13 protein-coding genes are annotated in these 14,643 nt (G+C 41.0%); 3 read left to right on the plus strand and 10 right to left on the minus strand.

The window, feature by feature from the left end; genetic code table 11:
• Window positions 1-33: 33 nt before the first annotated feature.
• Window positions 34-696, minus strand: coding sequence for a helix-turn-helix transcriptional regulator (locus tag RB151_RS00090; protein ID WP_071547552.1), 663 nt, complete (start codon window positions 694-696; stop codon window positions 34-36).
• A gap of 74 nt (window positions 697-770) precedes the next feature.
• On the opposite strand from RB151_RS00090, the gene RB151_RS00095 reads away from it, so the two are divergent.
• Window positions 771-2,180 carry an MFS transporter gene (locus tag RB151_RS00095; RefSeq protein WP_071547553.1) on the plus strand — a complete coding sequence of 470 codons (1,410 nt, stop codon included), beginning with the start codon at window positions 771-773 and terminating at the stop codon, window positions 2,178-2,180.
• Between the two features lie 48 nt (window positions 2,181-2,228).
• On the opposite strand, the gene RB151_RS00100 is transcribed toward RB151_RS00095, so the two are convergent.
• Window positions 2,229-3,716: an MFS transporter gene (locus RB151_RS00100; RefSeq protein ID WP_071547554.1), complete on the minus strand. Its 1,488-nt coding sequence runs from the start codon at window positions 3,714-3,716 to the stop codon at window positions 2,229-2,231.
• A gap of 94 nt (window positions 3,717-3,810) precedes the next feature.
• Here RB151_RS00100 and RB151_RS00105 point away from each other — a divergent pair, with 94 nt between their 5' ends.
• Window positions 3,811-4,356, plus strand: a complete 546-nt coding sequence (locus RB151_RS00105; RefSeq protein WP_048605644.1) for a TetR/AcrR family transcriptional regulator — start codon at window positions 3,811-3,813, stop codon at window positions 4,354-4,356.
• Window positions 4,357-4,426: 70 nt separating this feature from the next.
• Complete coding sequence (locus RB151_RS00110) at window positions 4,427-5,284, plus strand: hypothetical protein (RefSeq protein WP_052219355.1); 858 nt, start codon at window positions 4,427-4,429, stop codon at window positions 5,282-5,284.
• Between the two features lie 438 nt (window positions 5,285-5,722).
• On the opposite strand, the gene glmS is transcribed toward RB151_RS00110, so the two are convergent.
• The 8 genes from glmS to atpF form a co-directional block, all read right to left on the minus strand.
• Window positions 5,723-7,555, minus strand: a complete 1,833-nt coding sequence (gene glmS / locus RB151_RS00115) for a glutamine--fructose-6-phosphate transaminase (isomerizing) (protein ID WP_042846795.1) — start codon at window positions 7,553-7,555, stop codon at window positions 5,723-5,725.
• Between the two features lie 210 nt (window positions 7,556-7,765).
• Complete coding sequence (gene glmU / locus RB151_RS00120; RefSeq protein ID WP_071547555.1) at window positions 7,766-9,136, minus strand: bifunctional UDP-N-acetylglucosamine diphosphorylase/glucosamine-1-phosphate N-acetyltransferase GlmU; 1,371 nt, start codon at window positions 9,134-9,136, stop codon at window positions 7,766-7,768.
• Window positions 9,137-9,260: 124 nt separating this feature from the next.
• The gene (locus tag RB151_RS00125; RefSeq protein ID WP_042846797.1) at window positions 9,261-9,686 is read right to left on the minus strand and encodes a F0F1 ATP synthase subunit epsilon; all 426 of its coding nucleotides are present in this window, start codon (window positions 9,684-9,686) and stop codon (window positions 9,261-9,263) included.
• 21 nt (window positions 9,687-9,707) lie between these two features.
• Window positions 9,708-11,090, minus strand: a complete 1,383-nt coding sequence (gene atpD / locus RB151_RS00130) for a F0F1 ATP synthase subunit beta (RefSeq protein ID WP_042846798.1) — start codon at window positions 11,088-11,090, stop codon at window positions 9,708-9,710.
• Between the two features lie 34 nt (window positions 11,091-11,124).
• Window positions 11,125-11,988 carry a F0F1 ATP synthase subunit gamma gene (atpG, locus tag RB151_RS00135; protein ID WP_042846799.1) on the minus strand — a complete coding sequence of 288 codons (864 nt, stop codon included), beginning with the start codon at window positions 11,986-11,988 and terminating at the stop codon, window positions 11,125-11,127.
• 55 nt (window positions 11,989-12,043) lie between these two features.
• Window positions 12,044-13,585, minus strand: a complete 1,542-nt coding sequence (gene atpA / locus RB151_RS00140; RefSeq protein WP_042846800.1) for a F0F1 ATP synthase subunit alpha — start codon at window positions 13,583-13,585, stop codon at window positions 12,044-12,046.
• A gap of 14 nt (window positions 13,586-13,599) precedes the next feature.
• Complete coding sequence (gene atpH, locus RB151_RS00145) at window positions 13,600-14,133, minus strand: F0F1 ATP synthase subunit delta (protein WP_042846801.1); 534 nt, start codon at window positions 14,131-14,133, stop codon at window positions 13,600-13,602.
• A 12-nt stretch (window positions 14,134-14,145) separates the two neighbouring features.
• Window positions 14,146-14,616 (minus strand): F0F1 ATP synthase subunit B, encoded by a 471-nt coding sequence (gene atpF, locus RB151_RS00150; protein WP_042846802.1) that lies wholly within the window; start codon window positions 14,614-14,616, stop codon window positions 14,146-14,148.
• Window positions 14,617-14,643 lie beyond the last annotated feature (27 nt).

A 14,643-nucleotide genomic window follows, 5' to 3' on the forward strand; every position in this document is an offset into this window, starting at 1 on the left:
TTTTGATAACTAAATACCAAGACTTCTTGGTATTTAGTTTTTAACTGTGACTCGATATACACAACGTGCCGCACCATTTAGCAAGTATTGCTCACGCACAACACTCCCCTCGTCACCGACTACCTCGCTAAATAAAGTTAATTCCGAACGGCAAAAGTTTTGGCAAACCGTCGCGGCAGCACAAATTGGGCAATGATTTTCAATAAATAACCAACTGTCATTATCTTGCTCAACTTTCGCCATATAGCCTTCCTCGCTCCGGACTTCTGCTAATGCTGCTAAACGTTCCGGCAATGCCAAACCTTTACAACGTGCAAAATATTTATCTCGGCTTTCCTCTTCTCTTTGGCCTATCAGGCGCTCTAAACCCTCATCACCAAAAATAGTACGAACAGAATCAATTAATTGCAGAGCTAATTGCGCATGGGTATCAGGAAAACGCTGGTGCCCTAATTCAGTGAGAACCCAATTTTGCCGAGGCCTTCCCGCTCCGGTTTGTGACATACACTGAGCACCTTCCACTAACCCTAAAGTAACTAACTTTTGAAGGTGTTGCCGTGCAGCCTCCCCCGTCAGATTTAAATCTTTAGCGATTACTGCTGTAGATATTGGCCCTTTCGTTTTAATACAAAAAAGGACTTTATCTACGGCTTGAGTGAGATTTAAATTATCAAAGTAATTACTTGCTTTAATCATTATACGACTCTATTATCCAATACATTACTTGGATAATACCTCTTTTCTGACTATTCCGTCTAGCGGGTCTCTCTATGAGCAATAAAACACCAACAACAGCACAGGGTAAATGGGCTGATTTACTCAGTGGTTCCAATGCATTACTCACAATAGCGCTCACTGGAGGCGTTGCCTTACACGCTATTAATATTTATATCGTAACAACCATATTACCCAGTGTGGTTAACGATATTGGTGGTCTTGAATATTATGCATGGAATACCACGTTGTTTGTGGCAACTTCAATTGTCGGTTCAGCGCTTTCCAGCAAAATTTTAGATAGCTTTGGGCCTAAATTTGCCTATTTAATAGCATTAATATTATTTTCCCTTGGGTCTATCTGGTGTGCGGCTTCCCCATCTATGTTGATATTACTTGGAGGGAGAGCGCTACAAGGACTTGGTGGGGGGATTTTATTCGCACTAAGTTATGCTTTGATCCGAATTGTTTTCACAGAAAATTTATGGTCACGGGCGATGGGCGTCGTTTCTGGTATGTGGGGAATAGCGACCTTATGTGGCCCAGCCATTGGTGGTATTTTTGCAGAGGGAGGTCATTGGCGCTGGGCATTTTGGGCCCTACTCCCTGTAGCCGTTTTTTTATCCTTAATTGTCATCGGACAACTACCAAAAAGGCAAAACCAGCCACCTCAAACGGCTAAAATTCCTTTCTTAGCAATATCATTACTTGTTATCTCAGTTCTTGCTATTTCAATTGGTAGCTTATCGGAAAAATTACTAGTAAACCTGATTGGCTTATTCATTGGCCTCGCCACACTTATTATTATTGTGTTGTTAGATGGGAAAAACGGAAAACGTTTATTACCAACCGGCTCCTATTCGTTAAAAAATCAGCTTGGTGTGATTTTTTTAACTATGTGCTTACTTGTTGGTGGCATGACAACAGAAATTTATGTACCTTATTTTCTTCAAACCATTCATCACTTTTCACCATTATATGCAGGGTACTTAACTGCGATCATGGCTGCTGGCTGGACAATAGGGGCACTATTTAGTGCAAATAAAACAGGTAAGGTAGTCATTCAGATTATAAGAGTCGGGCCGGTCATCATATTTATATCTCTGATTGTTCTAGCAGTATTGACGCATAACCAGAAACTGATCGAATCTTTACCTTTATTTATTATTTACTTAATTGCTATGGCGGGCGTTGGGCTAGGTATTGGCATTTGTTGGCCTCACCTCGTTCTACGTGTATTTAATAATGCGCCAAAAGGGGAAGAAAACCTTGCATCTTCTTCAATAATTACTATTCAGCTATATGCCACGGCCTTATCAGCAGCTCTTGTTGGTGTCGTTGTTAACAATAGTGGGCTAATCAGCCCCGGCGGAATGTTGGGGGCACAACAGGCATCTATCTGGCTATTTGCGTTATTTGCCCTTAGCCCGTTGATGGCTATCATCATGATCCGTAAAGTGAAATAATTAAATCCAACTAAAATGGGAGCAACCTAGCTCCCATTTTTAATTAATTCAGTGTTTTTTAGTACGCATAAAGTACGGTAGAGCCAATATGCTAACAAGCAAGACAACAATCGTCGCTATCATGACCACTAAAAAGGCATGATCAAAAGCAATATTAGCCTGATTAATTAATCTGTTAGCACTGTCTAATGGTAGCTTTTCAGAAACCAGCAACGCTTCATCAATGCTATCATAGACCTTATTACTGACCGCTAAATCATCTGGAAGGGATAGCTTTAACGTATAAACAGCACTCATCAACCCCCCCATAAAAGTCACGCCAAGTACACTACCAATTTCATAAGCAACCTCTTCAAGAGAAGCTGCCATACCTGCTTTTTCTTCGGATGCACTTAACATTACCGTTGTAGAAGCCGTAGTAAAAATAGCCCCTAACCCAAAGCCAATCAAAAATAAGAATGAAAGTAATAATAAACCTGTTGATGTTTTAAATACCCACGCTAAACCAACAACACCAATTAAGGTACATGTAAACCCTAAAACAGCTAATTTTGTTTCACCTAACTTATGCAAATACACCCCCGCTAAAGGGGCTGAGATCAACGAGGCAATAGGAATAGGCATGATATAAAGCGCCGCGTCAAATGGCGTATAACCTAGTACCAACTGCAACCGCTGACTAAGCAGCAGTTCGACCCCAACAATAACCACAAGGGATATAATTGCCATCAAGATACCAGCACTAAATTTAGGATTTCTCAATAAGGCAAAATCAATCATTGGCGATTCCGATGTGATTTGCCGATGCCTAAAGACCGCCAAAAAGACCACACCAATAACCCCTGAAGCCATTACAGCAGTCCAATCTGTATAAGCTTTACCTATTTCTTTTAATGTATAAATAGAACTGATAAGCCCGATCAAAACTAAAATAGCCCCCAGTACATCGATTTTTTTGTTGTTATTCCCACCGCATTTAGGAACCAAACAATAAGCAAATGGTAAAACTAATAACACAACAGGAACATTAATTAAAAAAACAGAACCCCACCAAAAATGGTTAAGTAAGATACCGCCAATTAAAGGGCCAATAGCGGCACCACCTGATGCCACAGCAGACCAAATACCGATTGCGAGCGCCCTTTCTTTTGGGTTTAAAAAAATATTCCTAACAATCGCTAATGTCGCTGGCATACTTACAGCAGCACCAACCGCGAGGAAGCCTCGAGATAAAATTAAACTCATCGCCGTTGGCGAAAAAGCCGCACATAATGACGCTATGCCAAATAATGGTAGCCCCAATAAAAACATCTGCTTATGACCCACTTTATCGCTTAACATTCCCGCAGCAGGCAATAAACCTGCAACCACTAATGGGTAAGCATTCATAATCCATAGTTTTTCAGATGCGGTCGCACCTAAATCATGAGTCAACTTGGGCAGTGCGGTATAAAGCACAGTAACATCAATAACTATAAGAAATAACACACTTGATACTAACAGAAGTACTATCCAGCGTTTATAATCGGCTAACATAAAATTCTCTCAATGAGTTTAGTTGATCACGCTTTATTGATGATCGTGCTATAATATAAATCCATACGTATGTATTGAAAAGAGGTTTTTCTAAATGGGACGTCAACGAACGATTGATCGCGATAAGGTACTGGATACCGCTGAAGAAATCGTCATTACACAAGGGGCCGCAGCCCTGACTATTGATGCTGTTGCAAAAGCAATGGGGATCTCTAAAGGTGGAGTTCAGTACTGCTTTGGCAATAAAGAGGCCCTTATCGATGCGATGTTTGAACGTTGGGGCCGATCCTATGATGAAGTATTCAACCGAGTTATTGAGCAAGATAATAGCCCAGAAAGGAAAATTTTAGCCCATCTACAAGCAACCCATGAGCACGATAAAGTCTCAATGGCCAAAGGTGCGGCCTTAATGGCGTCATTATTACAAACGCCGGAATACCTTAAAAGTACACGTATTTGGTATCGTGAACGTATTGAAAACCTGGATACATCCACAGAAAAAGGCAAACAGGCAAGAATTATTTTTCTAGCAACTGAAGGCGCTTTTATGCTGCGCTATATGGGATTAATGGAAATCGATGATAATGAATGGCAATCTATATTTAGTGATATGATTAACTTATTGAAAAACGACTCATAACATCCTTTTTTAAAATAAATAATCTCTTAATTTTAATATCATTATACAACATATTTAAATGGAGATTATTATGAGACCAATTATTATCAATGTTGATTATAAACATAACCCAAATAAAATATATAACATTTCCAACAAGGTCACACTAAAAAACAAGATAGTAAATATAGCAAACAAAAACATAGAACTAAATTATAAAAAAGAAATTATATCAAACAAAATAAAAAGCGATAAAAAAAACATAGAAAGTATAGGTAATATAGATTTATTTTCTGAAATAATTAGGGAGAAAAATGTAATTTACACTCAATCACAAAATAAAATACTACCCTCACAATATATTAATTTAATTAAAAACCACCGAAAAACATTCATTCCAACAGGGAATAATGATCATACTATAGTCCTATGTTCCGGCGATCTCATCGGAAAAGGGGTATATGGAGCCGCCTATAGGATAGGTAACTTTGTTATCAAAATACCCAATGATGACAATATACAGAAAAGTAATAAAAACACCGAGTACTCTCGCTGTTCAAATGTATTAAATGAAATAAATAGGGATAATGATTTTTCTCGAGGAATCACATTAAAAAATGGTAAACAAGTACTAATTACCAAATATGTCGATGGTAAGTCTATAACTGGAAAAAATGCATTTGACTTTGTAAAAGAGAAAGGGCGTATTTTATTTGATTATGGTTCTGAAGGAAATGTTAAAATAGATAATAATGGAAAAAAATATGTTATTGATGTCGACTTTGTAGCACAAGCTACTGGGTTAAAAAAATATCCCTCATTAGGAACCCTAACAATACATGAAATTTATAAGGATATATTTACTATAAACCCACTTAAAACGAATAATGAAAAGCCTTTTTATTATTCTGAAATAGAAGATCTTTTACCAAAATTGAAAGGAAAGTGAAATAACATCCTTACTAACGATACTATTCCACAACACAGGGTCATTTTTCTTACAAGGAAAATGCCCCTGATGCAGGAAAATGAGTGACTAAACCAGCGGTATAAAGCTGTTCTATAATTAACAGATCAAAATTATAATTCGGTGTTAATTTTTCATACCTCCGATTATCAAGGCTATCTAAATACATTAGGTTTTCATCAGCACAACACCGTATAAGTGCAAGTAAAAAAACACTATTTTCAAAAGAAAGATCATTGATACTTAACGCATTTTCTTTTTTTATAAAGAAGAGGTTATCAATATATTCAACTTTTTCTTGCCTTTCTTTTTTATTTTCTATACGTATACAATCAACACAAATATGTTCAAGATTGCTTAAATTTGAAAAAAAAGCTCATTACGGTTAAATAATGAGCCCTTTATTAATCAATTTATTAATTACTCAACCGTAACAGATTTCGCTAAGTTACGAGGCTGATCTACATCAGTACCTTTAATTAATGCGACGTGATAAGACAGTAATTGTAATGGGACAGTATAAAAAATTGGTGCAATCAGTTCTTCAACATGAGGTAAAGAAACGATTTTCATATTTTCACTGGCTTCAAATCCCGCGTCTTTATCAGCAAACACATACAATAAACCGCCGCGAGCACGCACTTCTTCAATATTTGATTTAAGCTTTTCAAGTAACTCATTATTAGGAGCAATAATAATGACAGGCATATCTGCATCAATTAACGCTAATGGACCATGTTTCAATTCACCCGCAGCGTAAGCTTCCGCATGAATATATGAAATTTCTTTCAATTTCAATGCCCCTTCAACTGCTATAGGGAATTGATCACCACGACCTAAGAATAATGCATGGTGCTTATCAGAAAAATCTTCCGCTAATGCTTCGATGACTTTATCTTGAGACAACATGCTTTCAATACGGGAAGGGAGCGCATGTAATGCATGGGAAATATTTTCTTCCAGCTCAGGGTTTGCGCCTTTTAAACGCCCCATATACGCCACTAACATCAGTAAAACAGTTAATTGTGTAGTAAATGCCTTGGTTGATGCCACGCCAATTTCTGCACCCGCTTTTGTCATCAACGCAAATTCTGATTCACGTACCAATGAAGAGCCTGCAACATTACAAACAGCTAAAGAAGTCAGATAACCTAATTCTTTAGATAAACGCAATGCCGCTAATGTATCCGCCGTTTCACCTGACTGAGACAACGTGATCATTAAACTATTTTTACGATGTGCTGGATTGCGATAACGATACTCTGAAGCGATTTCCACATCACATGGAATACCTGCTAAGGATTCAAACCAATAGCGCGCAACCATGCCTGCATTGTAAGATGTTCCACAAGCAACAATTTGAATATGCTCAACTTGAGATAAAATATCACCAGCTTTAGGGCCTAATTCGCTCAAATCGATGCCATTGTCTTTGTCAAAACGCCCTTCAAGGGTGTTTTTAATTGCCATTGGCTGTTCGTAAATTTCTTTTTGCATGTAATGACGATAAACGCCTTTATCACCTGCATCATATTGAACATTTGATTCGATTTGCTCGCGTTCAACAGGGGCACCGTTATTATCAAAAATACGAACAGTACGGCGAGTAACTTCCGCGACATCACCTTCTTCAAGGTAAATAAAACGACGAGTCACAGGCAGTAGTGCTAATTGGTCCGATGCTAAGAAGTTTTCACCCACACCTAAGCCAATAACTAATGGGCTACCAGAGCGTGCGGCGACTAATAATTCAGGAATACGGCTATCCATAATTACCGTACCGTAAGCACCGCGTAATTGTGGAATAACACGTTGAACCACTTCCACCAGTGACCCACCTTTTTGTTGTTCATGGTGAACAAGGTGAGCAATCACTTCAGTGTCAGTCTCTGAACTAAAGACATAACCGAGTTTTTTCAGTTCTTCTTTCAGTTCTAAGTAGTTTTCAATAATACCATTATGAACAACTGCAATATAACCTGACGTATGCGGGTGAGCATTACGTTCACTTGGAATACCATGAGTCGCCCAACGAGTATGCGCAATCCCCGTTCCACCTGATACAGGGTTCTTTTCCGCTTCTTCCGCCAGCATTTGCACCTTGCCCACTTCACGTAAGCGTTGTAGATGACCTTCGTGATCAACAACAGCCATACCAGCTGAGTCGTAACCACGATATTCAAGACGACGAAGACCTTCTAACAAAATTTCTGCGATATCACGTTGTGCAACAGCACCTACAATTCCACACATATTTTATTGATTCCTAGACAAAAGGCTCTTTCTATAGAGACCCTTATTTTGTCGTAACCTAATTGTTGTACAGTTTTCACTGTTCCCCAGCCTTGTAGAAAATGGGGATATTTATTTTTATATTGCTACCTTAGGTAGCTATTTTAATCTTTGCTATTTATTAGCGTTTTTATCATAGGAGAGATATCGCTATCACTCCTTAATATTTACTTATTTTTTCTTAACTGGACGTTGCCAGTTTTTTATATGCATTTGCTTTACACGGCTAACAACAAGCTCATCTTCATTCACATCACGAGTCACTGTCGTACCAGCACCAATGGTTGCACCTTTTGCCACTGAAACTGGCGCGACTAATTGGGTATCAGAGCCTACAAATACATCATCACCGATAATGGTTTTATGTTTATTAGCGCCATCATAGTTACAAGTGATAGTTCCAGCACCAATATTCACGTTATCACCAATTTGTGCATCACCGAGGTAACTCAAATGGCCAGCTTTAGAACCTAACCCTAAAGACGCATTTTTCATTTCAACGAAATTACCTACGTGCGCTTTGGCCGCTAATTTAGCACCTGGGCGTAAACGCGCAAAAGGGCCAACCGTGCATTCTGATGATAAATCAGAGTTTTCTATTACTGAATATGGGCTAATAACTGAGTTATCCCCAATTACACAGTTTTTCAAAATACAGCCAGATTGAATATGGACGTTATTGCCTAATGTCACATCGCCTTCAATGATCACATTAGTATCAATAATAATGTCACGACCATGAGTCAATGTTCCGCGCAGGTCAAAACGTGCAGGGTCGATTAGCATCACCCCCGCTAATAACAGTTTTTCAGCTTGTTCTTTCTGATAAACCCTTTCTAACGCAGCCAATTGCAGACGGTTATTCACGCCTTCCATTTCACTTAAATGTTTAGGATGAACAGTTGCAATTTTGTTCCCTTCTTTATGCGCTAATGCGATGACATCTGTAATGTAATATTCGCCTTGTGCATTATCGTTGTTTAGCTGAGCCAACCAACGTTTAAAATCTTTACCACTAGCAACCATAATACCAGTATTGATTTCTTGGATCTTACGTTGCTCTTCAGTCGCATCTTTCTGTTCAATAATACCGACAACTTCATTATTTTCACGAATGATACGTCCATAACCACTTGGATTATCTAAGATAACGGTCAGTAAACCAATTCCACCATCAGGTTTCACTTCAATTAAGCGATCTAAGGTATCTTTGGCAATCAATGGGACATCACCATATAACATGACAATGTCTTCATCATCTTGGAAGTTTGGTGCAGCTTGTTGCATCGCATGGCCCGTTCCAAGTTGTTCGGCCTGCAATACCCAATTTAGGTTTTGCTCACCCAGTTTTTCCTTCAGTAAATCACCGCCATGTCCGTATACCAGATGAATATCTGATGCACCAATGGATTTTGCTGTATCTATAACATGCTGCACCATCGGTTTGCCCGCAAGTAAATGCAAAACTTTAGGTAGATTTGAATACATCCGTGTGCCTTTACCGGCAGCTAAAATCACGACACTTTTTCTTTGCACAGTCATTTTTCCTGAAACTCCAACTTAGGGATGAAAGTAAACCTATTTCCTTTATAAATTACTACATATTTCGTTCAAATAAAAAAGCCAGTTAGGGTTAACCAACTGGCTTTTTTCTATACTGCTATCATTACATTAGCTTTTTAGTCAATTCGATCACTCGAAGTTTGGCTATTGCTTTTGCAAGTTCTGCCGATGCCTGAGCATAATCAACATCACCGTGTGCTTTACGGACGTGTTCTTCCGCTTTACGTTTAGATTCCACTGCTCGAGCTTCGTCTAAATCTTTACCACGGATCGCTGTATCAGCGAGTACGATAACACCGTTTGGTTGTACTTCTAAAATACCGCCGGAGAGGTAAATTAGTTCTTCTTCACCAAACTGCTTGGTAATACGTACCATGCCCGGTTTTATGGCAGTCAGCAGCGGGGTATGCTGCGGGTAAATCCCCAGCTCACCTTCACTACCTGTCACCTGAATTTTCTGTACTAGGCCTTCAAACATTTGTTTTTCAGCACTAACAACAGTCAGGTGGTATGTCATTGCAGCTACCATATCAACCTCCTGTCAGCTGGATTAAAGCTTTTTAGCTTTTTCCACAGCTTCTTCAATGGTACCAACCATATAGAACGCTTGTTCTGGCAGGTGGTCGTAATCACCGTTCAGGATACCACTGAAACCACGGATAGTGTCTTTCAGGGAAACGAACTTACCTGGTGAACCGGTAAATACTTCAGCAACGAAGAATGGTTGAGACAGGAAGCGCTGGATCTTACGAGCACGAGCAACAACCAGTTTGTCTTCTTCAGACAACTCATCCATACCCAGAATTGCGATAATATCTTTCAGTTCTTGGTAACGTTGCAGAATAGACTGAACGCCACGCGCAACATCATAGTGCTCTTGACCAACTACGAGTGGGTCTAGCTGACGGCTAGTAGAATCGAGAGGGTCAACCGCTGGGTAGATACCCAAAGATGCGATTTGACGGCTCAGTACTACCGTTGCGTCCAAGTGAGCAAAGGTGGTTGCTGGTGATGGGTCAGTCAAGTCATCCGCAGGAACGTAAACCGCTTGAACGGAAGTGATAGAACCTGTTTGAGTTGAGGTAATACGTTCTTGCAGAACACCCATCTCTTCCGCCAGCGTTGGCTGATAACCTACCGCTGATGGCATACGACCTAACAGTGCTGATACTTCAGTACCCGCCAGTGTATAACGATAGATGTTATCTACGAACAGCAGTACGTCACGACCTTCGTCACGGAATTTTTCAGCCATAGTCAGACCAGTCAGCGCAACACGCAGACGGTTTCCTGGTGGCTCGTTCATCTGGCCATAAACCAGTGATACTTTATCCAAAACGTTAGAGTCGGTCATTTCATGATAGAAGTCGTTCCCTTCACGAGTACGCTCACCAACACCTGCGAATACTGAGTAACCTGAGTGCTCAATCGCGATGTTACGGATAAGTTCCATCATGTTTACTGTTTTACCAACACCCGCACCACCAAACAGACCAACTTTACCACCTTTCGCGAATGGACAGATTAAGTCCATTACTTTGATACCGGTTTCCAGTAGTTCTGTTGAGTTTGATAACTCTTCATAGCTAGGTGCTGCACGGTGAATTGACCAGCGTTCTTCTTCGCCAATATCACCTTTCATATCAATAGGCTCACCCAGAACGTTCATGATACGTCCTAGAGTTGCTTTACCTACTGGTACTTCGATTGGGTGATCTAAGTTAACAACACTTAAACCACGGCTTAGGCCATCTGATGTCCCCATTGCGATACAACGGACAACACCACCGCCTAACTGTTGCTGAACTTCCAGCACCAGTTTTTCTTTACCGTTCATAACCTCAAGAGCGTCATACACTTTTGGTACGCTATCTTGAGGGAACTCGACGTCCACAACGGCGCCGATTACCTGGATAATCTTTCCAGTAGCCATCTTGAATCCTCTACGTAATTCGTAAACCTAGCTGTTAAACCGCGGAAGCACCCGAAACAATTTCGGTAAGCTCCTGAGTAATGCTGGCCTGACGAGCTTTGTTGTAAACCAACTGCAACTCTTTGATCAGGTTACCACCATTATCAGTAGCGGCTTTCATCGCTACCATTCGTGCGGCCTGCTCACTAGCCAGGTTTTCAACGACGCCCTGATAAACCTGCGACTCGATATAACGACGTAGCAGGGTATCCAGCAACGCCTTAGGATCGGGTTCGTATATATAATCCCAAGATTTCTTCTTCAATGTTTCATCATTGCTTGCAGGCAATGGCAATAATTGAAGAATAGTTGGCTCCTGAGACATTGTATTGATGAACTTGTTAGTCACCACATACAGTTTATCCAAACGCCCTTCATCATAGGCTTGTAGCATAGAGTTAACTGGACCAATCAAATCTGAAAGCGTTGGGTTATCCCCCATTCCGGTTACTTGTGTAACGACATTGCCGCCAACAGAACCAAAGAATGAAACCGCTTTAGAGCCGATTAAAGCCAAATCAACCTGAACATTTTTCTCAGACCATGATTTCATATCTGCAAGGAGTTTTTTGAACAGGTTAATGTTCAAACCACCACACAGACCACGGTCTGTTGAAACAACCAAATACCCTACGCGCTTAACTTCACGCTCTTCGAGATATGGATGTTTATATTCCAGATTACCTAACGCTAGGTGACCAATAACACTGCGCATGGTCTCCGCATAAGGACGGCTAGCCGCCATGCGTTCTTGCGATTTACGCATTTTGGACGCAGCGACCATTTCCATCGCTTTAGTGATCTTCTGCGTGTTTTGCACGCTGGCAATCTTGGAACGTATCTCTTTTGCGCCGGCCATTACTGCTTCTCCTTATTAACCAGACGGCCCATAAAAACTCACGGGCCGAATAGTATTACCAGGACTGAGTTGCTTTAAATGATTCGAGCAGTTTTTTCAACTTACCTTCGATATCATCGTTATAGTTACCAGCCTGGCCGATTTCATTCATAAGGTCAGCATGCTCACGCAGTGCATATGAAACTAATGCTGTTTCGAATGCACCAATTTTCGCTAACTCAACATCATCCAAGAATCCACGTTCTGCCGCAAACAGAGACAATGACTGCTCTGCTACTGACATCGGTGCATATTGTTTCTGTTTCAGCAATTCAGTTACTTTCTGACCATGACTTAACTGTTTACGAGTCGCATCATCAAGGTCGGAAGCAAACTGAGCAAACGCTGCCAGTTCACGATACTGAGCCAGTGCTGTACGAATACCACCAGACAATTTCTTGATAATTTTAGTCTGAGCAGCACCACCAACACGAGATACTGAAATACCTGGGTTAACCGCTGGACGAATACCAGAGTTAAACAGGTTAGATTCCAGGAAGATCTGACCATCTGTAATCGAAATTACGTTAGTCGGTACGAATGCAGAAACGTCACCGCCTTGAGTTTCAATGATAGGCAGAGCCGTCAATGAACCTGTTTTGCCTTTAACTTCACCTTTAGTAAAGTTTTCAACGTATTCAGCGTTAACACGAGCTGCACGCTCAAGTAAACGTGAATGCAGATAGAAAACATCACCTGGGTATGCTTCACGTCCTGGTGGACGACGCAGCAACAGTGAAATTTGACGGTATGCGACAGCCTGTTTAGACAGGTCATCGTAAACGATCAGTGCATCTTCACCACGGTCACGGAAGTATTCACCCATTGCGCATCCAGAGTATGCGGAAAGGTATTGCAGAGCTGCTGATTCAGATGCAGTCGCAACAACAACAATGGTGTTTTCCAGAGCGCCGTGTTCTTCGAGTTTACGTACTACGTTAGAAATTGTAGATGCTTTCTGACCGATAGCGACATAAACACATTTGATGCCAGAATCACGCTGGTTAATGATTGCGTCGATCGCTAGAGCAGTTTTACCTGTCTGGCGGTCACCGATGATAAGCTCACGCTGACCACGGCCGATTGGAATCATCGCATCGACTGATTTATAACCAGTTTGTACAGGCTGATCAACGGATTGACGTTCGATAACACCTGGAGCAATAACTTCAATTGGAGAGAAGCCATCATTCTCAACAGGGCCTTTACCATCAATTGGTTGACCCAGTGTATTCACGACACGTCCAAGTAAACCACGGCCTACTGGAACTTCAAGAATACGACCAGTACATTTTACTTTCATGCCTTCTGCCAAGTCGGCATAAGGACCCATAACAACCGCACCAACAGAGTCACGCTCTAAGTTCAATGCGATGGCGTAACGGTTGCCTGGCAGCGCGATCATTTCACCCTGCATGACTTCGGCTAAACCGTGAATACGAATGATACCGTCATTAACGGATACAATCGTACCTTCATTGTGAGCTTCACTCACAACATCGAACTGAGCAATACGCTGTTTGATCAGTTCGCTGATTTCGGTGGAATTCAGTTGCATATGCTCCAGTCCCCTTAAGACTGCAAGACGTCAGTTAAACGCTCTAAGCGACCGCGGATACTACCGTCAATGACGAGGTCTCCAGCACGAATGATCACTCCAGCAATAACAGACTTATCAATTTTGCAATTCAGCTTAACTTTGCGTGACAGACGTTTTTCCATCGCTGCAGAAATTTTAGCTGACTGCTGTTCACTCAACTCGTTTGCAGAAAGTACATCAACTTCAATCGTTGATTCCAGAGCATCACGTAATTGAATAAATTGCGTTAATACTTCTGGTAGCGTAGTTAAACGCCCATTATCTGCCATAACACGAATCAAGTTTTGAACATGCTCGTCAATTTCATCTCCACAAACAGAGATAAACGTTTTAGCTAATGTTTCTGGTGCAATAGAACCAGAAAGCAGCTCACCAACCTGTTCATTACGCGACACCATTGAGATGAAGCCCAGCATATTCTGCCATTTTTCAACAGATTGGTTTTCCACAGCAAAGTCAAAAGCTGCTTTGGCGTAGGGGCGAGCTACAGTAGCAATTTCAGACATGCCCCTCCCTCCTTACAGTTCAGCGACTAGTTTATCAACGATGTCGCTGTTAGCAGCTTCATCCACGGAACGTTCAATGATCTTCTCGGCACCTGCGATAGCAAGCATCGCAACCTGTTTACGTAACTCTTCACGTGCACGTTTACGCTCAGCATCAATTTCAGCTTGCGCTTGTGCGACGATTTTTGCACGTTCTGCTTCTGCTTCTGCTTTTGCTTCATCAATCATTTGAGTGCGTTGTTTATTCGCTTGCTCAATGATGACTTGTGCTTCAGCTTTCGCTTTTTTCAGTCGGTCGGTTGCGTCGGTTTGCGCCAGTTCCAGGTTCTTTTTAGCACGTTCTGCGGAAGATAAACCGTCAGCAATTTCTTTTTGACGTTTTTCAATGGCCGCCATAATCGGTGGCCATACATACTTCATACAGAACCAAACAAACAGGACAAACGCGATAGCCTGGCCGAGGATTGTTGCATTTAGATTCACAGACAATACCTCTTATTCATTAGTGAA

The sequence above is a fragment of the Providencia rettgeri genome (genome assembly GCF_001874625.1).
In the GTDB taxonomy this organism is placed as follows: domain Bacteria; phylum Pseudomonadota; class Gammaproteobacteria; order Enterobacterales; family Enterobacteriaceae; genus Providencia; species Providencia huashanensis.